Source organism: Niallia sp. Kr1 (assembly GCF_050389805.1).
GTDB lineage: Bacteria > Bacillota > Bacilli > Bacillales > Cytobacillaceae > Bacillus_BD.
Map to the genome: position 1 here is coordinate 979941 of NZ_CP130945.1, position 19993 is coordinate 999933.

Below are 19993 nucleotides of genomic sequence, written 5' to 3' on the forward strand. Positions count from 1 at the left end.
TTTTGATAAAATGATAGGTGTCTACAAGTTGATACCCTTTAAAGGAGGTCAAGGCACTATTAGCGTAATTATCGTTGAAGTTTGTGAAAGTAATTTCATTACAAACATTGATCTAGAAAATCTTCTTGAGTCTGAATACCCTGAGGTTTCTGTCGTTATGATCGATTGCCTTTCGTTTTGTGGTATGTGTGCCCGCAGTCCCTATGCAATGGTGAATGGAAAACGAGTATTCGCGAAGACAGTTGAAGAATGTCTTGTAAAAATAAGAGAGCAGATTGAAGAAGAATTGGCTTTTTTTCACGGATAAGAATATTATCAATGAACAGCGCCATAATATAGGAGGGCGCAAAGAAAAGCATTTCTCTACAATCTGAACTAAAAAGAATTATTTTTATACTTATTAGTTGAAAAAGTAAATAATATTAATTATAATTTAACTATAATTAAAAATTTTGAGTTACATAACTAGGAGGAATGTAAAAATGGCTAAATATGAATTACCTGCTTTACCTTACGCTGCAAATGCACTTGAACCACATTTTGATGAGCAAACTATGACAATCCACCACGATCGTCACCATGCTACATATGTGAACAACTTAAACGCTGCTCTTGAAGGACATGACGATCTTTCAAGCAAATCTATTGAAGAACTAGTTTCTAATTTAGATGCTGTTCCTGAAAACATCCGCACTGCTGTTCGCAACAACGGTGGCGGTCATGCGAATCACAGCTTATTCTGGACTGTTCTTTCTCCAAATGGTGGCGGCGAGCCTACTGGTGAAGTAGCAGCTGCTATTAACGAAGCATTTGGAAGCTATGACAAATTCAAAGAAGAATTCACAAAAGCTGCGACAACTCGTTTCGGTTCTGGTTGGGCTTGGTTAATCGTTGATGGTGGAAAATTAGCGATCACAAGCACTCCAAACCAAGACACTCCATTAATGGAAGGCAAAACACCAATCCTTGGCCTAGATGTTTGGGAGCATGCTTATTACTTAAAATATCAAAACAAACGCCCAGATTACATTGGAGCATTCTACAACCTAATCAACTGGGATGAAGTAAACAAGCGTTACGCTGCTGCGAAATAAATAAAACTTTGTTAAAAAACCCACTAAGGTTTGATTCTTAGTGGGTTTTTTATTCGCCTTTAGAAAAAGTAATCAAAAACTTACAATGAGGATCTCCGTCAGTTTTACAGGTGGTTCGTTTTATTTGATCAGTATTTAAGACGTTTTTCAGTAATTGCGTTTCACAACTACATGCAATTTTGTATTGGTTGGCAACAGCAAGAATGGGGCAGTTATGTTCAATTATTTCATACGTAGTAGGATCAATTTGCACCAAGTCTGCCATATAGCCTTTTTCATTTTGAATGTCAACGAGTTCTTTCACTTTTTCAGAAACCGATGTGGATTTTATTTTCTCCGTATATTCATTTGTTAAACGTTGCTCCCTTTTCTTAAATAAAAGTTCAACGGATTCTTCTCCATACAACTCATTAAGATCTTGAAGGAACTCAATCGTAATTCTTTCATAATTTTTCGGAAAAAGCTGTTCTCCCATTTCTGTAAGAAAATATGTTTGCAGGGGTCTGCCCATTGGCTGCTTAATTTCCCGTGAGCTGATTAAACCTTCTTTTTCTAATGAACTTAGGTGCTTTCTAACGGCCATATGGGTAATGTGCAAGCTTTCAGTTAGTTCATTGACAGACAGGGAAATTTCTTTTTTGATTAAATCAAGTATCTTATCCCTTGTTGATTTATTTCCTTTCATGTTCATCCCCTCATATTTTGCATGCAGCTGCTTTAAATCCCTTACTGCCTATATTTATTAAATATATTATATGATAAAGTATAAAAAACAAAATAAAAAGATTCATCACAAAAGTCTTATGATGAATCCCTCTATCCTTAATAGGTTAAACTTCCAGCGACGACCAAACCCACTATTATACCAGCTGCAAATAAACTAAAACCAACAGCAGTATTTCCCTCTTCAACTTTTTTCGCTAAGTCCGTTTTAGGAGTTAAGATGTATTCAATAATGAAATAAACAACAACTTGGGTCACGATTCCGATCAGTCCCCAAATGAACGCATCAAGCAAACTGACACTGCCACTCCAAACGGTATATAGGGTAATGGCTAAACCAATCACTTTTCCCCAAAGTTTTAAGGCTACAGCGATGTTACCGGCTTTAATTAATTCCCATTCAGAGAATTTAGTTGTAAAGGCAAAGGCAACAAGCCCAAGAGCGATTAAGCCTAGACCTGTTCCAACATGGGCTAAAAATGCTAAAAAACTTTCTGCAGATATAAATTCCATTATTTTTCCTCCTCATTCAATATGCCTACTGGCAAAAAGTAAGATTCATTATCGGTGATTTGTCGACCTGCACGAATCCCAATGGCACTAGATTGACCATTCAAGTAGAAACAACCGTACATATAATGGACTTGTTTCGAGCCGTTTTCTGTTTTGATGGTGGTTACTGGTAATGGAGTAAATTTCTGAAAAACGGGCAAAGAATCGATATATGTTTTATAGCGGTCTTCATCGACTTTCTCACCATTACCCGAATAGATTTCAACCGTATCCCCTTCACGACCAAAACTAGGCTTCTTCACATAAGGAGTACCCCGTTCTAAAAATAAATCATCATCAAGATACGTTGGTAAAAAATAAGTATGAATCCAGTGATGTTCTTCGTCGGTATAAAACGGGCTATTGGTTTCATGCAATCCCCAGATCATGGCCATAACTGCCTTTGATTGCAATAAAAAAGCAGAAGGAGGATTAAGAATCGCTAATTCTTTTTCTTTGATAAGTTTCATTAATAATAGGCCAACTTTTTCATTTGTTTCTGGGTCACGATCCTCAACAAGATGCTCAACGGGATAGGTTTGACGATAGAGCACATCAATTTTCTCTCCGTTTAGATCATAGAGTCCTCGCTCTATTAATTCTTGACCATTTTCTCTTATTGTATCGGGAATCAGTCGGAGGTCATTAAGACTAATGTATTGACTAGGGATTCCGCATAGTTCTTTTAAATACAACGTCGTTAATCGATCTTCATCATGATCATGGTGAGAGGTAAAGACGATATTTGGAACTTTTCCTATGCCCAATGAGCGAAAGGAGGCTTTAATCGCTTGTTGAAGGGATTCTCGAAGTGTAGTTTCACAACCGTCATTTGGATCTAGCAATTGAAATGCTCTACATACGTGTCCATTAACTGAAAAACATTCTTTAATAAAAGTGGGAGTGTCAGCATTTACCTCAAGTAGCTTAATTTCCTCTTTAGTGACAGCCAAATCAAGACGAGCTATCACACTTTCCATTGAGATGGGGTGGAGTCGAATAAATTCAAGGCTCCCGTCTGGAAATCCTAATTGTCGTAATGTATCGTCGTCAAGTTGTCTGAGAAGCGGGGCTGTCTTAAAAAGGATATGTCCGATTTGGTCTGCGGCTCTACGGATACGATCAATATTCTTTTTGCTTTCTACTTTAACATCCCATAAGGCATATTCCTCGCCAAAAAGGTCGTGCCAAAATCCATTTAATTGGGAATAAAACGTCTGTCTTTCTTGCTGAAAATCGTTCATTATCCTCCGAATCCACCTTTAAATCCACTGCCAATTCCAGACTTGTACTGACTTGAATACGATTTATAATTTGGACTTGTTTTTAGTGCATTTTTATTAGAGTAATAGGAACCCCCGTAGAAGTAGTGTCCTCTGTATGAGGAGTCATGATCATCACAGTAATAGGTCCCTGTGTCATTATCCCATTCCCAGTCGTCGCAATTTTTATCAGCTGGTTTCGGAGGGCGGTCCCCGCTACAGGCTGATAATGATGAAACTAAGGCAGCCGTTATCACACCTGACATCATTTTCTTTGTTTTCTTCAATTAAATCCCCTCACTTAGCGGTAACTTGTATCCTGTTGGCGTTACGTATAAACAATAAACTTTACGGTCTTCATCAATTTCTGCGGAGTCTCGTTCCCATTCCTTTTCGTTATAGTAAGTATAAATACTGCCAATTATACTCAATACTTCAAGGTGGTGCATTGCCCATCTAGTTTGAATAATGGGATGATCCTTAAACGGATTTAATTCGCGAATCTCTAATTTAATCCCTTCCTGAGATGGGGCTGACTCCTTGATTGGATCTTCTTCATATTTTTCAACATAAATCACAAACAAGCCTTCTTCAATTGCAGATGATAGTTGTTTATAGGTAACTCCTTCTTTAATAAAGAACTCGCATTCCCTGCGAGTCAAAATTTCCTGTAAATCGATATGGGTGTAATGATAAATCGGAATAAATTCATCTATACCTTTTTGCAGACGGTATTCCAAAACAACTGAATTCATATAATTCCTCCTTTAATAATTAATGAATACGTAATTTGATTCGTAATTGATTCATGTTTTATCTAATTAGAAGGTTTTTCGCAATAAAAAACCCGACCTCAGTTGATCGGGTATATGATTCTATCGTTATTCTATATATTTTTTGAGTTCTTCTGTTAATCTCATAAATTCTTCTTTGTTTTTGTTTTCTAACGCACGGTCGATTTCCTTTAATAAGCGCTCTTTTTGGAAGTTGCGTAGCGCTTGGTCTAACACCATTTCAGCCAACATCGAATGATCAGTCACCACAGGATTTTGGGGGGCATTTAGATAATACTTTTTCATTTGGAAATCAACTCCTTAACCTTTTTTCTATTATAACAGTGGATTTCAGATAATTCAAATACTTTTTATTGATAAATTATTTAAACTACAATTATTAATGGTTAACACTGGTTTCACCAGAGGATTTTCCTGTGTCAACGGAGTCTCGACTATCTCATTTCTCCAACAGGAGTATTCTTGTTATCCACTATCATTAACAGTAGTTTAAAAACAACATTATTTTTATTACAGTCTTCTTCCTAAATGGAGAGATATTCAACATAAAAATAGAACCTCAAAAGTGATTTCATCTAAAGAAAATTTTTATAACAATCTAAATAAAATGAAAACGTTTTATTTTCTGTCGTAATTTTCATTAAAATGTATTGACAGTTATTTTATTCATGATAGAATTTAAAGTATAAAGCGATTGATAATCAATATCATTTGTAATCTTTGATTATTATTCTACCAAATTGATGTTGGATATATTTTTTTAGGTCTCATTGATAATGAATCTCAATTAGGATGATTCTTATTTAAGAGATATTGATGATGAATATTATTTTTTTATCTATAGATGATAATGAATATCAATTATTACAAGATTAAGAGAAACACCCTTACACTATAGAAGTACATACAATTAAGTCGAAAAAAGAAAGTTAGGAAGTCCAATGAAGAAAAGATACCTAATAGCTGCACTCATTATATTATCCGTTATATCGCTATTTATTGGCTCAACTGACATCTCCCCACTTGATCTCTTTACAATGAGTGAAGATCAAGCGATGATCTTTTGGAGCAGTCGGATCCCACGCCTCGTTAGTATCCTTATTGCGGGAGTAGCAATGAGTATCAGTGGTTTGATCATGCAACAATTGAGTCATAATAAATTTGTTTCACCAACCACTGCAGGTACAGAAGACTCTGCTCGGTTTGGGATTCTTATTTCAATGATGTTCCTACCAGCAGCAAATCCGATGATAAAAATGGGGTTGGCATTCATCTTTGCTTTACTTGGTACTTTCATCTTTATGAAAATTTTAGGCAAAGTTAAATTTAAGGATGCCGTATTTATTCCACTCGTTGGATTAATGTTTGGAAACATTATTAGCTCTATAACTACTTTCTTTGCTTATAAAAATGACTTAATTCAAAATATGACATCTTGGTTGCAAGGGAATTTTTCCATGATTGTAAAAGGTCAATACGAGCTTATTTATATTAGTATCCCACTTGTCATCCTTTGTTACCTTTTTGCGAATAAGTTTACAGTGGCGGGTATGGGTGAGGAGTTTGCGATTAATCTTGGTCTAAATTATCGAACCGTTGTTAATACAGGGCTAGCACTAGTTGCCATGATGACATCCGTTGTTATTTTAACCGCTGGAATGATTCCCTTCTTAGGATTAATTATTCCAAACATTGTTTCCATCTATGCGGGCGATCACTTGCAAAAGAATTTATCTCATACAGCTTTACTTGGAGCCGTTTTCATTTTGGTTTGTGATATATTTGGTCGCTTGATTATTTATCCATATGAGATTCCTATAGGTTTAACAGTTGGCGTTATCGGCAGTGCAATTTTCATTTATTTACTGTTTAGGAGAAGAGCTTATGCGTAATTGGAATTGGATTAAAATAGGAATACTCGCCGTTGTAGCAGTTGCTCTTATCGCCATTTTTCTATTTACCGATGTGAGGGGATCTTGGGATTATGTTTTAGGAAAAAGAACGGAGAAAGTACTTGCAATGGTATTGACAGGTGCAGCCATTGCTTTATCAACGATCGTTTTCCAAACCATAACGAATAATAAAATACTAACACCTAGTATTATTGGACTTGATCAACTTTATATGTTGATTCAAACCGTTCTCGTTTTTGCTTTTGGTGCTACACTCACTTCAACGAGTAAAAGCATCAATTTCTTTATATCAATAGGGCTCATGATTATGTTTGTTGGGGTTCTATACAAGATTATTTTTAAACGAGAAGGAAATAATATTTATTTTCTTTTACTCGTTGGAATCATTTTTGGAACTCTGTTTCAAAGTCTTTCAACTTTTATGCAAGTATTGATTGATCCGAACGAGTTCATGATGATTCAAGATAAAATGTTTGCTAGCTTTAACAATATTAATGGGGATTTACTGTTGCTATCTGCTATTGTCATCCTTTTAACTAGCCTGTACTTTATCCGGTACTTTAAGTATTTAGATGTTTTGTCACTAGGAAAAGAACAAGCGATTAACCTAGGCGTTGATTTTGATAAAATCGTCAAGCGCTTGTTGGTTGTAGTAGCGATTTTGATCTCGGTATCTACCGCACTAGTTGGACCGATTACGTTTCTTGGTTTGCTAGTGGTCAACGTAACGTATCAATTATTTAAGACTTTCCGACATTCATTTTTAATTTTTGGTTCAATCCTAATCAGTATTATTTCACTAGTTGGGGGTCAATTTATAGTAGAAAGGGTCTTTACCTTTTCAACGACATTAAGTGTAATTGTGAACTTCATCGGCGGTGTCTACTTTATCTATCTTTTATTAAAACAAAGGAAAGCCTAGGAGGGGAAAGGATATGCTAAGTGTTAGAAATCTTACAAAACGTTTTGGAACAAAAAAAGTGGTTGACGGAGTAACAATGAAAATTCAAAAGCGTAAAATCACGTCCTTTATCGGCCCTAATGGTGCAGGGAAAAGTACGGTTTTATCCATGATCAGCCGATTAATCTTAGCTGATGAAGGAATCGTTCATATTGATGATAAAGAATTATTATCTTGTAAAAATAATGAATTAGCAAAGAAAATCTCTATTTTAAAACAATCCAACCATGTCAATGTTCGATTAACGGTAAGAGAACTTGTTTCTTTTGGCCGCTTTCCTTACTCTCAAGGTCGCCTAACGAAGGAAGACTGGAATTATGTAGACGAAGCTATTAATTATATGGAACTAGAAGAAATGCAAGATAAATATTTAGATGAACTTAGTGGTGGTCAGCGTCAAAGAGCGTATATTGCCATGGTTATTGCTCAAGATACAGAATATATTCTTCTTGATGAACCTTTAAATAATTTAGATATGAAGCATTCGGTTCAAATTATGAAAGTATTACGCAGACTTGTTGATGAACTTGGGAAAACAGTCATCATTGTTATCCATGACATTAACTTTGCTTCGGTTTACTCAGATTACATTGTGGCATTAAAGAATGGTCAAGTCGTTAAAGAAGGACCCACAGATGAAATTATGAAACCACATGTTTTAAAAGATATATACGATATGGACATTAATATTGAAAGTATCAATAATTGTAAGATTTGTGTTTATTATGCTTAGGTGTCATTTTGTGTACCTTTGAGTGAGAACCATTATCATATATGACGATAGAAGTGCGCACCCTTTATGAAAGGCTATCTTAGTATGAAAAGTGGTTCGATATTAAAGGAAACAATGAACATATATATTAAAATTAAATAGAATTTTGAGGTGTAAATATGAAGCAAAAATTAACCTTTTTACTAGTAGCATTATTTGTACTCGTATTGTCAGCGTGTAACTCTGACTCTCAATCAGCAACAGAAGGTTCAAATAATGATTCTGCTGAAAACGCTGAAACCATTACAATCAACCACAAATTAGGTAATACAGATGTCAAGGTGAATCCTGAAAAAGTCATTTCTTTCGATTTTGGTATTCTAGATACGTTAGATACATTAGGAATTGATGTTGTGGGTGTACCTAAAGAAGGAACAGTCCCAGGTTATCTGGAAAAGTATGCAGGTGAGGAATATGAAAGCGTAGGATCGTTAAAAGAACCTGATTTTGAAAAAATTAATGAACTTCAACCAGAATTAATTATTATTTCGGCAAGACAAGCAGAATTATATGAAGAGTTTCAGGAAATTGCACCGACGATTTATTTAGGAATTGACGAAACAAAGTATATGGAATCTTTTAAAGAAAATACAAAAGTCATTGGGCAAATTTTTGATAAAGAAACAGAAGTAGAAGAAGAATTAGCTAAAGTAGAAGAAAACATTCAAGCATTAAATGATAAGGCAACAAAATTAGATAAGAATGCATTAGTTGTATTAGCTAACGAGGGTACTGTTAGTGCATATGGTCCATCTTCACGATTTGGAATCATTCATGATGTATTTGGTGTAAAGCCGGTTGATGAAAAGATTGAGGTATCTACTCATGGAATGAGCGTCGACTTCGATTACATTTTCAAACAAAATCCAGATTATTTATTTGTCATTGATCGTGGTGCTGTCGTAACAACAGGTGGGGGCGGAAGCTCTGCAAAAGAAGTCATCGAAAATGACATTATTAAAGAAACAAAAGCTTATAAAGAAGGAAATATTGTTTATCTAGATCCAAACTATTGGTACATTTCCGGCGGTGGTCTTGTTTCAGTATCAGAAATGGTGAGAGAAATTGACGCAGCTATACAATAAAAAAAGAGAACAAACCGTTATAAACGGATGATCTCTTCAAAGGAAACTAATCTTAAGACTGAGTGTTGTAGCACTCAGTCTTTATTATAGGTGGAAATGAAAAGAGTTTCAAGAGTGAGGCAGCATTTATGAAACCTCACTCTTTTATCGCTCCATTACTTTATCAAAATTCACGCGTTTATTGATTACGTACATGATAGGAGCTCCCACAGCTAAGACCACTAATTCACCAGTTGCAGTTGTTAGCCATGTGAATAAAAATGGGAAATCAAGAGCTAGATTTAGCTCAAAAGCAATAATGAACATCATAAAGGTAAATACAATTGTATTAATGACCATTCTTGCCCAAATTCCTTTAATGTATTTCATTGAGAGAATGGTAATCAGCAAGGAAATAATAGAGTGTCCAACACCAAAGACAAGATCATAAGCAACCATCGGTGAGAAGAAAAGGTTTGCTAAGAGTACACCGAGAACGATCCCATAAAAATACTTTTTGTTGAAAACAATAAGATGATTAAACAACTCTGAAACACGAAATTGTACATTGGTAAATCCGAATGGCTGGAACACAAATGTAACCGCAATGTACAAAGCAGCGACAATCCCATTCACCGCTAGGGTTCTAATATTCATTTGACATCTCTCCTTAGTTTTTTATCGTGGGATGGTTTCGAACCACGTCTTCCATCAAACTATACTATTATACTATTGGCTTGTACAAATATCATTATAATTAAACTGGAAATTTACTTACACTAAAGTATTTCTTTATTTTTCTTGACATATTCTATTAAACTCTTTATTATAAACCTTATCAGAAAAGAAGTTTTACACCCAAAGGGGAGTAGCTTTTACAGCAAAGTCGTCATTACGGAGAATATCTCCCGGCTTTGTTGGCAACCAGTGTGTTGTTAGCAAGACCTTTACCAATAGGTAAGGTCTGTCATATTGTGTAAATTAGACCTTTACTAATTGGTAAAGGTCTTTATTTCGGTTTGAAGGGGGTAAAAGTAAGAAACAAACAGCCATCGAATTGAGCTGAAATGAGAAATGTATTTGAACTGATAACATTGATATGAAAATAAAGTTGACCTAAGGAGGTAAATATGGAGTTATCATTATTAATGGAATATGGTTGGGTCTTATTGATCCTTATCGTATTAGAAGGTTTGCTTGCAACAGATAATGCATTAGTATTAGCAATCATGGTTAAACATCTTCCTGAGGAGCAACGTAAAAAGGCTTTATTTTATGGTTTAGCGGGAGCGTTTATTTTCCGATTTGGATCCCTATTTGTGATTTCATTTCTTGTTGATATTTGGCAAGTTCAAGCAATTGGTGCGATTTATCTTCTCTTTATGTGTGTTAATAATTTATTCAAGAGGTTTTCTAAATCTAAATCAGGTGAAGAAGATCCTGAGAAAGAAGCCAAGCCTAAAAAGCAAAGTGGTTTCTGGATGACTGTATTTAAGGTAGAAGTAGCGGATATTGCGTTTGCGGTAGATTCGATTTTAGCTGCTGTTGCCTTAGCCGTTACACTTCCAATTATTCCAAATGTGGGAGAAATTGGCGGAATGCACGCTGGACATTTCGTTGTGATTTTTGCCGGAGGTTTTATCGGTTTAATTATCATGCGTTTTGCAGCAAACTTATTTGTTAAGTTACTTGCGAAAAGACCGGGTCTTGAAACAGCTGCGTTTTTGATTGTCGGCTGGGTTGGAGTAAAGTTGTCTGTCTTAACGATAAGCCATCCTGAAGTCGGACTAATCCCAGAATCATTTGCACACTCAACAACATGGAGTATTATTTTCTACGGCGTGTTAGTTGTGATTGCATTAGGTGGCTGGTTCCTATCTAAAACGGAAGAAGTACCTGCTGAAACTAATCCCAAAAATGTTGAAAATGTAAATGCATAACAAAAAAAAGGAAATCGGCATAAACGTCGATTTCCTTTTTTATGAAGAAATAAATTTTGAAAAAATGGTGAATAGCCTGTACAAATTAGTTCCGTCTGACATATGTAATAGTAAGGACAACATAAGGTTGTCTGATCCTCAACCTATCCTCCAAATGTATTGGCCATCTCTTTTGAGTATGGCTCTTTTTTCTTTACACAACAGGTTTTAAGTTGGTAACAAGGATTTCCATTCATTAATAAAAGAACGTGTTGCTTCATTTGGATAATCAATGACTTCATTGGTTATTCCATGTTGCTTAAGTTCGCCATTCATGATCAAAAATAATTGATGGGTTAGCGACTTGATTTCAAGTAAATCATGACTAACAAAAATAGCAGTCGTACCTGTTGATTCTAAGATTAATTTAAAGTCTTGAATCAATTTCATTTTAGTTGGAAAGTCTAATGCTGAAAAAGGCTCATCTAAACAGAGTATTTCGGGCTCAAGAATCATAGCTCTTGCTAGATTAACACGTTGTGCTTCTCCACCAGATAGCTGATAAGCGTGTTTGTTAATCAGATGGGAAATATTAAAGGTGTCAAGCCAATACTCCACTTTATTCTTTATTTCCTGTTTTGGAACCTTTCTTATTTTTAATCCAAGGGCAATGTTTTGATATACAGATGTATTTAGTAGAAGGGATTGCTGTAAGGCAATGGCAATCTTTCTTCTTTGTTCCAAAGATACTTGTTTTTTTGAGATTTTTTCACCTTGGAAGTATAGATCTCCCTTTGTTGGCGGTTCTAAAAGTGATAACATCTTTAATAACGTACTTTTCCCAGCACCGTTCGGTCCCATAATTCCATATGTAGCTCCTTTATCAATAGAAAGGTGAGGGATGGAGAGTATTTTCTTCCCAGGGACACTGTACTCTATTCCTTCTAATCGGATCATTTCGGTCATTACATATGCCTCCTTTGTTGAAGTGCTGTTAAACAGAACGTAATAAAAAAGGCTAAGGCCATTAAGATAAAGGAAAGTGCAATCGCCACATCAAAGTTTCCTTTTGAAACTTCCATCATGATAGAGGTTGTTAATATACGAGTTTCACCTAAAATGTTTCCTCCAACCATCATCGCGGCTCCAACTTCTGCAATGACACGCCCGAAGCCGGCCATAATCGCAGCTAATATCGCGATACGTAATTCTTTTAGTAAAATCCACAGCATTTGCATTTTAGTGGCACCGAGTGCTTTAATTTGAAGAAGCATTTTTTCATCAATTTGTTGAAAAGAAGAGCAAGTTAATCCAACTACAATTGGAAATGATACGAGAATTTGCGCTAGGACAATCGCGGTGGGTGTATACAATAATGCATAGTCACCTAATGGTCCGGATCTCCATAGCAGCATCGTAATGCTAAGCCCTGCGATAACAGGAGGAAGTCCCATTCCAATGTTAAATAAGATTAGAATAAATTTCCTGCCTCGAAAACGGGTTAATCCTAAAAGGATGCCAAGTGGAATTCCAAAAATCGTACTAAAAAAAATGGCTGTGAAAGAAACGCGTAAGGTTAAGAGGGAAATATCAAAAATTCCTGGGTCTCCTGATGTTAGTAATTCAAATGCTTTTATTAATCCTTCCCATATAAGGTCCATGTTTATCATCCTTTATAACTGTCACGTAGGTATTGAAAATCATAAAAGAAGTGGCCAGGAATCCTATACCTCCCAGCCACCTTATAAAAAATTATATCATTTTAATTGATCCAGTTCGATCTTATTCCTCCGTATCAGGGAAGAAAAGTGGTTCACCATATTCTTCGACTCCGAATTCCTCGATCACTTTCAGTGTATCTTTATTTACCATGAAATCAACAAATGCTTCTCCTGCTTTAGCGTTTACTTTATCGTGCTTTTCAGGATTTACTTGCATAACATGGTAGATGTTTAATAATTCATCATCGCCTTCAACAATAATGTCAAGGTATTCTAAACTTTTCTTTTGAGCTAACCAAGTTGCTCTGTCTGTTAATACGTAACCATTTTTTTCATTGCCAACACGTAATGTGTCGCCCATCCCATCGCCAGTTTCAAGGTAGTTAGAGTTATCTGAAGGGGCTATTCCGAGTCCTTCCCAAATTCCTAACTCTTTCTTATGTGTACCAGAATCATCGCCTCGAGAAACAAAAGTTGCTTTTTCATCTAAGATTTTTTGGAATGCTTCACCGATTGGTAGTCCTTTAATTCCTGCTGGGTCTTCTTTTGGTCCTACGATAATGTAATCATTGTACATTACCTTTTTGCGGTTAATTGCATCTCCGCTTTCTACGATTTCTTCTTCGGCAGCTGGTGCGTGAACAAGAAGTGCGTCTGCTTCACCTTTTGTCCCCATTTCAAGTGCCTGTCCTGTTCCAACAGCGATTGTTTTTACGTTAACACCAGTTTGTTCTACATACATTGGAACTAATACATCTAGTAACCCACTATCCTGAGTACTTGTTGTAGTAGCTAAAATTAAATCCCCTGATAATGAAGATTCATTTTCTGTTGCTTGTTGTTCCGTATTTTCTTCAGTCTTTCCTTCATTTTGGTTTTCTTTAGTATCACCACCACACGCCCCCAAAACGAATAATAAAAGAGTCAGGATGCTTGTTAATAATAAACGATTCCATTTCATAACGTTTTCTCTCTCTCCTTTAAATATGTATTATCGATGTTCATATATGATTTTTCCAAATTCAGATACATCATAGCCTGCTTTATTTTCTAAACTATCCTTAAAAGAAGTAAATTCAAGCAGGTCTATCAATTGTTGAAGTACCAGCTTATTTTGCTCTGTAAAGCGGAAGATAAGATCGAATTCTTCCTTTAGTAACGGGATAAAATCTAATCCAAGCTGATCAGCTGCAGATTGAATCCCAAGTGCAACATCAGCTTTGCCACCACTTATTAAGGAAGCTGTTGAAAGATGGTTCCATTCTTCATTGTCATACCCAGTGATCGTGGCAGGGTCTATTTTCTCTTCTGCTAAATAATAATCAAGTAAAAAGCGTGTCCCTGAACCTTTTTGTCGGTTTACGAAAATGACGTCATCTTTTGTTAAATCTTTGAATCCATGAATGTCTTTCGGATTCCCTTTTGTGACGATCAGCCCTTGTTCTCTTGCTGCAAAACGCATAACCGTAATCGGTTCATGAATAAATAATTGCTTTATAAAAGGAAGATTGTATTCCTTTGATGCAGGATCTAATAGATGAACGGTTGCAACATCACACAGATTACGATAAAGCATCATTAACCCTTCAAGACTTCCGATATAGGTCGGCTGAATGGAAAGTCCAATATTTTGTTGTGCCACATACTTAACCAGATGTTCAACGAGAAAATCATGACTCCCAGCTAAATGAATCGTATTGGTCATAGAGGGCTGTTGTTTTGGTGCCGTTTCCATGGATTGTTTATAGCGATTCACTTCTTCCTGTTCAATCCGCATTTTATTACCAACTTTAAATGCACGCAATTCTCCTCGTTTGATCATTTCATATACCGTATGTTTGGAAATCTTAAATATTTGGGCTACTTCATCTGGTGTATAGTTTTCGTTCATTATGATGATACTCCTCTCAATCTAATTTCAGTGACCACACCTTCCCATAGCTTATTTCAATTCATAATATACATGATTTTACTACAAGTCGGTGTGATTTTTGTTTCGTTTCGTTAAGTTTTGTTAATTTTTAATTCGATGTTCACAATTTGTTCATATTTTAAAGGTATTATCAATTAGCGTTAATTTTTTCCAAGTGTTGTGATTTAATTTTAATATCAATATAATGAAGTATTGAATATTCTTTTTTTGTTGTCAAGAAATGACATAATATATAGATGATCCATTTATTTTAATTCATATTGAAAGCACAGTTTAGAAAGGGACTTCGTATGACCACAAATAATCCTACTCAATCAAGACTAGACTTTAATTTAGTCCTGATCTTAATGTTATTATGTTTAGTAAGTTGTATTGCGATTTACAGCGCACAGACAACGGGACAATATAATGAAAACTTTTTGTTAAAGCAAATTATTTGGTATATAGCAGGATCGATGATTGTTGCAGGTGTAATTACGCTTGATTCGGAGCAATTAATGAAAATTACCTGGTATTTATATGGAATTGGAATCGTGTTGCTAGCTTTTTTGATTGTGGCGCCAAGTAGCATTGCCCCTGTCATCAATGGAGCAAAAAGTTGGTATACGGTTCCAGGGCTTGGATCGTTACAGCCTTCTGAGTTTGTGAAAGTATTTTTGATTTTAGCTCTATCAAGGGTAATCCATCAACATCATCAAAAACATTTAATCAAAACGATTCAAACAGATCTATGGTTATTAATAAAAATGGGAATGGTGACAATGCTGCCATTATTATTAGTAATGCAGCAACCCGATTTAGGAACATCGCTTGTACTGATAGCCATTATGCTGGGAATGATTTTTATCTCAGGTATTTCTTGGAAAATTTTAACGACGATTTTTGGATCCGCGCTTATTTTGATCGGAACCATTTTTTACTTTATTTTATGGCAGCCGGATGTGTTAGAAAAATATTTAGGGGTAAAAGAATATCAATTTGCCAGAATTTATTCCTGGATTGACCCTTATAACTATCAAGATTCGGCTGGTTATCAATTGACACGCTCATTACTTGCGATTGGGTCAGGAGAAACCTCTGGGAAAGGGTTTGGCACGCGAGAAGTATATTTACCTGAGAGTCATTCAGATTTTATTTTCAGTGTTGTTGGTGAAGAGTTTGGCTTTATCGGCGCCAGTCTTTTAATTAGTTTGTTTTTCATGCTCGTTTACCACCTTACAAAAGTCGGAATGGAAACGAAAAATAATTTTTATTCGTATATTTGTGTGGGTGTGATTAGTATGATCACCTTCCATGTTTTTGAAAATATCGGCATGACAATAGGATTGCTGCCGATTACGGGGATTCCATTACCATTTATTAGTTATGGGGGGAGTTCGTTAATGGGGAATATGCTTGCAATGGGTTTAATTTTCTCCATTCGTTATCACAAAAAGCGTTATATGTTTGCAACCGATCAATAAGGAGAGGCTGTCCCGAAAGGTTAGGTATCACCGGTAGTACTAGATGCCAGCCTTTTGGGACAGCCTATTTTAACTTCTTTCTGTAGAAGTCTCTAACGACGAGATAAATACAAGCTTTTATCAATTCAGTGGGGTTCAAATCCCGGTTGAATGAAGTTAAAGCCTCCGGCGGATATCTCGGATTTTTAAAAGGAAATTATTGAATATTTTGTCCGTTGTATGGAAATTGAGTTGTCATGTAATTTTGAAATTGCTGATGCTTCTGTTGTAATTTTTGATCTTCTTCAGGCTCAAGTTTGTACCAGCCTTTTTGGAACATAAGATTATATAAATGGCGTTGCTGATTTTGGGACTCTGTAAAGATTTGTAATAGATCTTGATATAATGCCTCATGACTTGCTTCATTTAAAAATGTATTATAACCATCTGTCATATACTTTTCAGTTGTTAACAAATCATTTAGGAAATCTCGATCATTCATTTGTGGTGTTTTATTTAATTGTTGTGTTTTTGGATTTGCAATGGTTTGACTTTGGTTCGTTTGGTTTTGATTCATTTTCAACACCTCCATTTTATTTACATCGTTACATTTGGACTTTTATATTGACCTTGTCCTTGCATTTGGTTTTGGTTTTGCGTATTTAAATGATTCAAAATTCTTTCGTAATGGCGTTGATGCATTTGACCGCAACGATCCATTTCTGCTTTAAGTTCAGTATTTTGACAATGTTGCGCATAGAAATGTGCTTTTTTCATCGCTAGTAAATTCCATGAAAGCATATCTGTTAAGTATAAAGAATCTTTTGTTGTAATTACCGCAGGTGTCTGCTGGTAGATTATTTGTTGGTTTTGAGTATTGGTATTTTGTTGTTTTTGCATCGATTAACCCTCCTTGTGACTATTTCTTATATTGGTTGTTTTGACTATTTACTTTGCCTCCGCCATCTTCCTCCACTGTTGGTCCTGCGTTTCCTTTAACACTAGCAGCGCTAACTCCAGCTTTAGAAGGGTTCTTTTTTCCTCTTGCCAAATGTATCACCTCCAATCATTAGCTTGTCCAGAACTGGAAAAAACATTGGTTTTCTTCGTAAATTTGAGGATAGTAAATGGAATGATTATTAAAATCCTCAATATATTTGATATGAAGGTGGAAAAATGGATTTTTGTTCGCTTTTTTACTCAGGAAATGGGGGATTGAACCAAATTTGTTAGGAATTGAACCAAAACATACATGATTTGAACCAAATCAATTTTAATTAAAATTCCCCAATTTTATGGAAATCCATAATCAAAGGAGGAACTATTTTTGATCAAACCTATTCGAAAAGCTGCCGTATTAGGCTCAGGAGTTATGGGGTCAGGGATTGCGGCACATTTAGCTAATGTTGGAATACAAACATTGCTACTTGATATCGTACCTACCCAATTAACAGATGAAGAAAAAGCCAAAGGTCTAACTCTTCAAGATAAAGCCGTTCGAAATCGGTTCAGTCAGTCAGCCCTCCAAAAACTGAAGAAGCAAAAACCCGCACCTCTAACAACTCCTAAAAATCTCTCATTAATTGAAATAGGAAATTTTGATGATGATCTACCACTTCTAAAAGAAGTGGATTGGATTATAGAAGTCGTAGTTGAGAATTTATCTATTAAAAAACGAATTTTCGAAAGAGTCGATCAATATCGCAAAGAAGACAGCATTGTGAGCTCTAATACATCAGGAATCTCTGTTGAGGACATGGTAGAAGGTCGGTCTATTCATTTTCAAAAGCATTTCTTAGGAACCCATTTTTTTAATCCTCCTCGCTATTTAAAATTACTTGAAGTCATCCCAACGAAATATACAGATCCAGCAGTAGTTCAGTTTATGAAACAATTCGCAGAGGATATCCTTGGTAAGGGAGTCGTTCTTGCAAAAGATACTCCAAACTTTATTGCAAACAGAATTGGAACTTATGGATTGCTTGTTGCGGTTAAAGAGATGCAAAAAAGTGGATATAGTGTTGGAGAAATCGATTCAGTTACAGGACCATTAATAGGTCGTCCTAAAAGCGCAACATTTCGAACATTGGATGTGGTTGGTTTGGATACATTCTCCTTTGTTGCTGACAATGTAGTGCAAAAAACAACAGGGGAGGAGCAAGAATTATTTAAAATCCCTTCTTTCATGAAAAAAATGCTTGAAAAAGGCTGGCTAGGAAGTAAAGCAAACCAAGGGTTTTATATGAAAAAGGGAAAGGAAATACTTGAGATTCACCCTGAAACTATGTCTTATCAACCTAGAAAGCAATTACGTTCATCGTCCATTGAGATGGTGAAAAATGAGAAAGATCTTTCGAAAAGAATGAAAACGCTTTTATATAGAGATGACAAAGTAGGAAAATTGCTGTGGAATCTTATAACACCTGTGTTAGTTTATTCTGCTCAGTTACTAGGGGAAATTGCAGATGATATTGTTTCAATTGACCGAGCCATGAAATGGGGGTTTGGTTGGGAGCAGGGTCCGTTTGAGTATTGGGATGCGATCGGTCTGGAAACTTCCCTGCAGAAATTAGAAGCATCACAAACAAAGGTTCCACATTGGATTAAAGAAATGGTCCAGTCAGGTCATACTTCTTTCTATAAAGAGGAGAACGGTGAAGTTTATTACTACAACAAAGGTGAGTATATATTGCTTGAGGAAAACCGAAAGATAATCAATTTAGCAAAAGTGAAAAAGCAAAAGGGGACGATTAAGAAAAATAATGGAGCGAGTCTAATTGATATTGGGGATGGTGTAGCTTTACTCGAATTTCATTCACCGAATAATGCGATTGGATTAGATATTTTGCAAATGATTCAATATGCCGTAGAAGAAGTTGAAAATAAGTACAAAGGGCTTGTAATTGGAAATCAGGGGAAGAACTTTTGCGTTGGGGCTAACCTCTTTATGATTTTAATGGAGGCTGAAGATGGTGAAGTTGACGAACTTGATTTTATCATTCGTATGTTCCAAAACACAATGATGAAATTAAAATACAGCTCCAAACCCGTGGTGGTAGCTCCATTTGGGATGACCCTTGGCGGTGGGACAGAAGTATGCCTGCCAGCTGCTCATATTCAAGCATCTATGGAAACCTATATGGGTTTAGTTGAAACAGGTGTAGGCTTAATTCCAGGAGGCGGGGGCAACAAGGAGTTATATATCCGTCATGTAAAGGCTAACCCCATTGGCTATGATATCGATTTACAGAAGATTGCCATTAAGGTGTTTGAACTTATTGCGTTAGCGAAAACCTCTACTTCAGGTATGGAAGCAAAGGAAAATCTCTATCTCAAGTTAACTGATGCTATAAGTGTGAATGAGGATCATTTACTTTATGACGCTAAGCAAGCCGTACTTGCGCTGGTTGCAAAGGGCTACCAGCCCCCGGTTAGAGAACTGATCCCTGTCGTTGGCGAAACTGGTTATGCCACGTTGCTACTTATTGCAAAGTCAATGAAGGATTCTGGATATATATCTGATTACGATTTTACTATTGCAAAAAAATTAGCCTATGTAATAGCAGGTGGCTCTGTTCCATATGGGACTATGGTTGATGAGCGTTATTTATTAAATCTTGAAAGGGAAGCTTTTTTAAGCTTAGTTATCGAATCAAAAACACAAGAACGAATGCGACACATGTTATTGAATGGTAAACCCCTCAGAAATTAACCTTTATGGTTTAAGGCTGTGTCAAGGTTCGCGTTGATTTTGAATGACTATTGATAGGAGAAAGCACGAGGACTCTTGTGATAGGAGCGAGATAGACCAAGTCAGCTTATATCACGAAGTGTCAAGGTGCT

23 protein-coding genes and 1 riboswitch are annotated in these 19993 nt (G+C 35.9%); of the genes, 9 read left to right on the forward strand and 14 right to left on the reverse strand.

From position 1 onward, the window contains the following. The first annotated feature begins 58 nt into the window (after nucleotides 1–58). The gene (locus tag Q5760_RS04775) at nucleotides 59–307 is read left to right on the forward strand and encodes a DUF1450 domain-containing protein (protein ID WP_428912495.1); all 249 of its coding nucleotides are present in this window, start codon (nucleotides 59–61) and stop codon (nucleotides 305–307) included. A 175-nt stretch (nucleotides 308–482) separates the two neighbouring features. Then, a complete protein-coding gene (locus tag Q5760_RS04780) occupies nucleotides 483–1094 on the forward strand; it encodes a superoxide dismutase (protein WP_428911091.1) in 612 nt (203 codons plus the stop codon). Between the two features lie 49 nt (nucleotides 1095–1143). On the opposite strand, the gene Q5760_RS04785 is transcribed toward Q5760_RS04780, so the two are convergent. The 6 genes from Q5760_RS04785 to Q5760_RS04810 all read right to left on the reverse strand — a co-directional run bounded on the left by Q5760_RS04785 (nucleotide 1144) and on the right by Q5760_RS04810 (nucleotide 4710). After that, a complete protein-coding gene (locus tag Q5760_RS04785; RefSeq protein ID WP_428911092.1) occupies nucleotides 1144–1779 on the reverse strand; it encodes a helix-turn-helix transcriptional regulator in 636 nt (211 codons plus the stop codon). A 137-nt stretch (nucleotides 1780–1916) separates the two neighbouring features. Then, on the reverse strand, nucleotides 1917–2330 hold the full coding sequence (locus Q5760_RS04790) for a DUF350 domain-containing protein (RefSeq protein WP_428911093.1): 414 nt from the start codon (nucleotides 2328–2330) through the stop codon (nucleotides 1917–1919). Further along, nucleotides 2330–3613: a glutathionylspermidine synthase family protein gene (locus tag Q5760_RS04795; RefSeq protein ID WP_428911094.1), complete on the reverse strand. Its 1284-nt coding sequence runs from the start codon at nucleotides 3611–3613 to the stop codon at nucleotides 2330–2332. The genes Q5760_RS04790 and Q5760_RS04795 overlap by 1 nt, the downstream gene beginning before the upstream one ends. Beyond that, the gene (locus Q5760_RS04800) at nucleotides 3613–3918 is read right to left on the reverse strand and encodes a hypothetical protein (RefSeq protein WP_428911095.1); all 306 of its coding nucleotides are present in this window, start codon (nucleotides 3916–3918) and stop codon (nucleotides 3613–3615) included. The genes Q5760_RS04795 and Q5760_RS04800 overlap by 1 nt, the downstream gene beginning before the upstream one ends. Further along, nucleotides 3919–4386, reverse strand: a complete 468-nt coding sequence (locus Q5760_RS04805; protein ID WP_428911096.1) for a hypothetical protein — start codon at nucleotides 4384–4386, stop codon at nucleotides 3919–3921. A gap of 126 nt (nucleotides 4387–4512) precedes the next feature. After that, nucleotides 4513–4710: an IDEAL domain-containing protein gene (locus tag Q5760_RS04810; protein WP_428911097.1), complete on the reverse strand. Its 198-nt coding sequence runs from the start codon at nucleotides 4708–4710 to the stop codon at nucleotides 4513–4515. A gap of 656 nt (nucleotides 4711–5366) precedes the next feature. On the opposite strand from Q5760_RS04810, the gene Q5760_RS04815 reads away from it, so the two are divergent. From Q5760_RS04815 to Q5760_RS04830, 4 genes are all read left to right on the forward strand, one after another. After that, complete coding sequence (locus Q5760_RS04815; protein ID WP_428911098.1) at nucleotides 5367–6317, forward strand: ABC transporter permease; 951 nt, start codon at nucleotides 5367–5369, stop codon at nucleotides 6315–6317. After that, on the forward strand, nucleotides 6310–7260 hold the full coding sequence (locus Q5760_RS04820; RefSeq protein ID WP_428911099.1) for an iron chelate uptake ABC transporter family permease subunit: 951 nt from the start codon (nucleotides 6310–6312) through the stop codon (nucleotides 7258–7260). The genes Q5760_RS04815 and Q5760_RS04820 overlap by 8 nt, the downstream gene beginning before the upstream one ends. 13 nt (nucleotides 7261–7273) lie before the next feature. Then, nucleotides 7274–8032 carry an ABC transporter ATP-binding protein gene (locus Q5760_RS04825; RefSeq protein WP_428911100.1) on the forward strand — a complete coding sequence of 253 codons (759 nt, stop codon included), beginning with the start codon at nucleotides 7274–7276 and terminating at the stop codon, nucleotides 8030–8032. 158 nt (nucleotides 8033–8190) lie between these two features. Further along, nucleotides 8191–9156: a siderophore ABC transporter substrate-binding protein gene (locus tag Q5760_RS04830; RefSeq protein ID WP_428911101.1), complete on the forward strand. Its 966-nt coding sequence runs from the start codon at nucleotides 8191–8193 to the stop codon at nucleotides 9154–9156. Nucleotides 9157–9300: 144 nt separating this feature from the next. Here the strand turns inward: Q5760_RS04830 and Q5760_RS04835 are convergent, their stop codons facing one another. Beyond that, nucleotides 9301–9792, reverse strand: a complete 492-nt coding sequence (locus Q5760_RS04835; RefSeq protein WP_428911102.1) for a QueT transporter family protein — start codon at nucleotides 9790–9792, stop codon at nucleotides 9301–9303. A gap of 7 nt (nucleotides 9793–9799) precedes the next feature. Beyond that, nucleotides 9800–9844: riboswitch (PreQ1 riboswitch) on the reverse strand. A gap of 421 nt (nucleotides 9845–10265) precedes the next feature. Between Q5760_RS04835 and Q5760_RS04840 the strand changes: the two genes are divergently transcribed. Then, nucleotides 10266–11075, forward strand: coding sequence for a TerC family protein (locus tag Q5760_RS04840; protein WP_428911103.1), 810 nt, complete (start codon nucleotides 10266–10268; stop codon nucleotides 11073–11075). 207 nt (nucleotides 11076–11282) lie between these two features. Here Q5760_RS04840 and Q5760_RS04845 read toward each other — a convergent pair whose 3' ends face one another. The 4 genes from Q5760_RS04845 to Q5760_RS04860 all read right to left on the reverse strand — a co-directional run bounded on the left by Q5760_RS04845 (nucleotide 11283) and on the right by Q5760_RS04860 (nucleotide 14666). Next, nucleotides 11283–12020 (reverse strand): ATP-binding cassette domain-containing protein, encoded by a 738-nt coding sequence (locus Q5760_RS04845; RefSeq protein ID WP_428911104.1) that lies wholly within the window; start codon nucleotides 12018–12020, stop codon nucleotides 11283–11285. After that, a complete protein-coding gene (locus tag Q5760_RS04850; protein WP_428911105.1) occupies nucleotides 12020–12715 on the reverse strand; it encodes an ABC transporter permease in 696 nt (231 codons plus the stop codon). The genes Q5760_RS04845 and Q5760_RS04850 overlap by 1 nt, the downstream gene beginning before the upstream one ends. A 121-nt stretch (nucleotides 12716–12836) precedes the next feature. Beyond that, the gene (locus Q5760_RS04855; protein ID WP_428911106.1) at nucleotides 12837–13736 is read right to left on the reverse strand and encodes a substrate-binding domain-containing protein; all 900 of its coding nucleotides are present in this window, start codon (nucleotides 13734–13736) and stop codon (nucleotides 12837–12839) included. Nucleotides 13737–13766: 30 nt separating this feature from the next. After that, complete coding sequence (locus tag Q5760_RS04860; protein WP_428911107.1) at nucleotides 13767–14666, reverse strand: substrate-binding domain-containing protein; 900 nt, start codon at nucleotides 14664–14666, stop codon at nucleotides 13767–13769. A 332-nt stretch (nucleotides 14667–14998) separates the two neighbouring features. On the opposite strand from Q5760_RS04860, the gene rodA reads away from it, so the two are divergent. Next, on the forward strand, nucleotides 14999–16171 hold the full coding sequence (gene rodA, locus Q5760_RS04865) for a rod shape-determining protein RodA (protein ID WP_428911108.1): 1173 nt from the start codon (nucleotides 14999–15001) through the stop codon (nucleotides 16169–16171). A gap of 196 nt (nucleotides 16172–16367) precedes the next feature. Here the strand turns inward: rodA and Q5760_RS04870 are convergent, their stop codons facing one another. The 3 genes from Q5760_RS04870 to Q5760_RS04880 are packed head-to-tail and all read right to left on the reverse strand — an operon-like array spanning nucleotide 16368 to nucleotide 17201. Further along, entirely contained in the window at nucleotides 16368–16727 is a 360-nt protein-coding gene (locus Q5760_RS04870; RefSeq protein ID WP_428911109.1) for a spore coat protein, read from the reverse strand. Nucleotides 16728–16747: 20 nt separating this feature from the next. Beyond that, on the reverse strand, nucleotides 16748–17050 hold the full coding sequence (locus Q5760_RS04875) for a hypothetical protein (RefSeq protein WP_428911110.1): 303 nt from the start codon (nucleotides 17048–17050) through the stop codon (nucleotides 16748–16750). 19 nt (nucleotides 17051–17069) lie between these two features. Further along, nucleotides 17070–17201: a YuzL family protein gene (locus Q5760_RS04880; RefSeq protein WP_428911111.1), complete on the reverse strand. Its 132-nt coding sequence runs from the start codon at nucleotides 17199–17201 to the stop codon at nucleotides 17070–17072. Between the two features lie 279 nt (nucleotides 17202–17480). On the opposite strand from Q5760_RS04880, the gene Q5760_RS04885 reads away from it, so the two are divergent. Continuing rightward, nucleotides 17481–19862 carry a 3-hydroxyacyl-CoA dehydrogenase NAD-binding domain-containing protein gene (locus Q5760_RS04885; RefSeq protein ID WP_428912496.1) on the forward strand — a complete coding sequence of 794 codons (2382 nt, stop codon included), beginning with the start codon at nucleotides 17481–17483 and terminating at the stop codon, nucleotides 19860–19862. Nucleotides 19863–19993 lie beyond the last annotated feature (131 nt).

What these genes read in the sequence shown, in the direction of transcription:
- Q5760_RS04780 (WP_428911091.1), top strand. Translation starts at nt 483, where the DNA reads ATGGCTAAATATGAATTACCTGCTTTACCTTACGCTGCAAATGCACTT.
- Q5760_RS04820 (WP_428911099.1), top strand. Translation starts at nt 6,310, where the DNA reads ATGCGTAATTGGAATTGGATTAAAATAGGAATACTCGCCGTTGTAGCA.
- Q5760_RS04850 (WP_428911105.1), bottom strand. Translation starts at nt 12,715, where the DNA reads ATGGACCTTATATGGGAAGGATTAATAAAAGCATTTGAATTACTAACA.
- Q5760_RS04830 (WP_428911101.1), top strand. Translation starts at nt 8,191, where the DNA reads ATGAAGCAAAAATTAACCTTTTTACTAGTAGCATTATTTGTACTCGTA.
- Q5760_RS04825 (WP_428911100.1), top strand. Translation starts at nt 7,274, where the DNA reads ATGCTAAGTGTTAGAAATCTTACAAAACGTTTTGGAACAAAAAAAGTG.
- Q5760_RS04855 (WP_428911106.1), bottom strand. Translation starts at nt 13,736, where the DNA reads ATGAAATGGAATCGTTTATTATTAACAAGCATCCTGACTCTTTTATTA.
- Q5760_RS04860 (WP_428911107.1), bottom strand. Translation starts at nt 14,666, where the DNA reads ATGAACGAAAACTATACACCAGATGAAGTAGCCCAAATATTTAAGATT.
- Q5760_RS04785 (WP_428911092.1), bottom strand. Translation starts at nt 1,779, where the DNA reads ATGAAAGGAAATAAATCAACAAGGGATAAGATACTTGATTTAATCAAA.
- Q5760_RS04790 (WP_428911093.1), bottom strand. Translation starts at nt 2,330, where the DNA reads ATGGAATTTATATCTGCAGAAAGTTTTTTAGCATTTTTAGCCCATGTT.
- rodA (WP_428911108.1), top strand. Translation starts at nt 14,999, where the DNA reads ATGACCACAAATAATCCTACTCAATCAAGACTAGACTTTAATTTAGTC.
- Q5760_RS04815 (WP_428911098.1), top strand. Translation starts at nt 5,367, where the DNA reads ATGAAGAAAAGATACCTAATAGCTGCACTCATTATATTATCCGTTATA.
- Q5760_RS04795 (WP_428911094.1), bottom strand. Translation starts at nt 3,613, where the DNA reads ATGAACGATTTTCAGCAAGAAAGACAGACGTTTTATTCCCAATTAAAT.
- Q5760_RS04805 (WP_428911096.1), bottom strand. Translation starts at nt 4,386, where the DNA reads ATGAATTCAGTTGTTTTGGAATACCGTCTGCAAAAAGGTATAGATGAA.
- Q5760_RS04875 (WP_428911110.1), bottom strand. Translation starts at nt 17,050, where the DNA reads ATGCAAAAACAACAAAATACCAATACTCAAAACCAACAAATAATCTAC.
- Q5760_RS04845 (WP_428911104.1), bottom strand. Translation starts at nt 12,020, where the DNA reads ATGACCGAAATGATCCGATTAGAAGGAATAGAGTACAGTGTCCCTGGG.
- Q5760_RS04835 (WP_428911102.1), bottom strand. Translation starts at nt 9,792, where the DNA reads ATGAATATTAGAACCCTAGCGGTGAATGGGATTGTCGCTGCTTTGTAC.
- Q5760_RS04840 (WP_428911103.1), top strand. Translation starts at nt 10,266, where the DNA reads ATGGAGTTATCATTATTAATGGAATATGGTTGGGTCTTATTGATCCTT.
- Q5760_RS04870 (WP_428911109.1), bottom strand. Translation starts at nt 16,727, where the DNA reads ATGAATCAAAACCAAACGAACCAAAGTCAAACCATTGCAAATCCAAAA.
- Q5760_RS04810 (WP_428911097.1), bottom strand. Translation starts at nt 4,710, where the DNA reads ATGAAAAAGTATTATCTAAATGCCCCCCAAAATCCTGTGGTGACTGAT.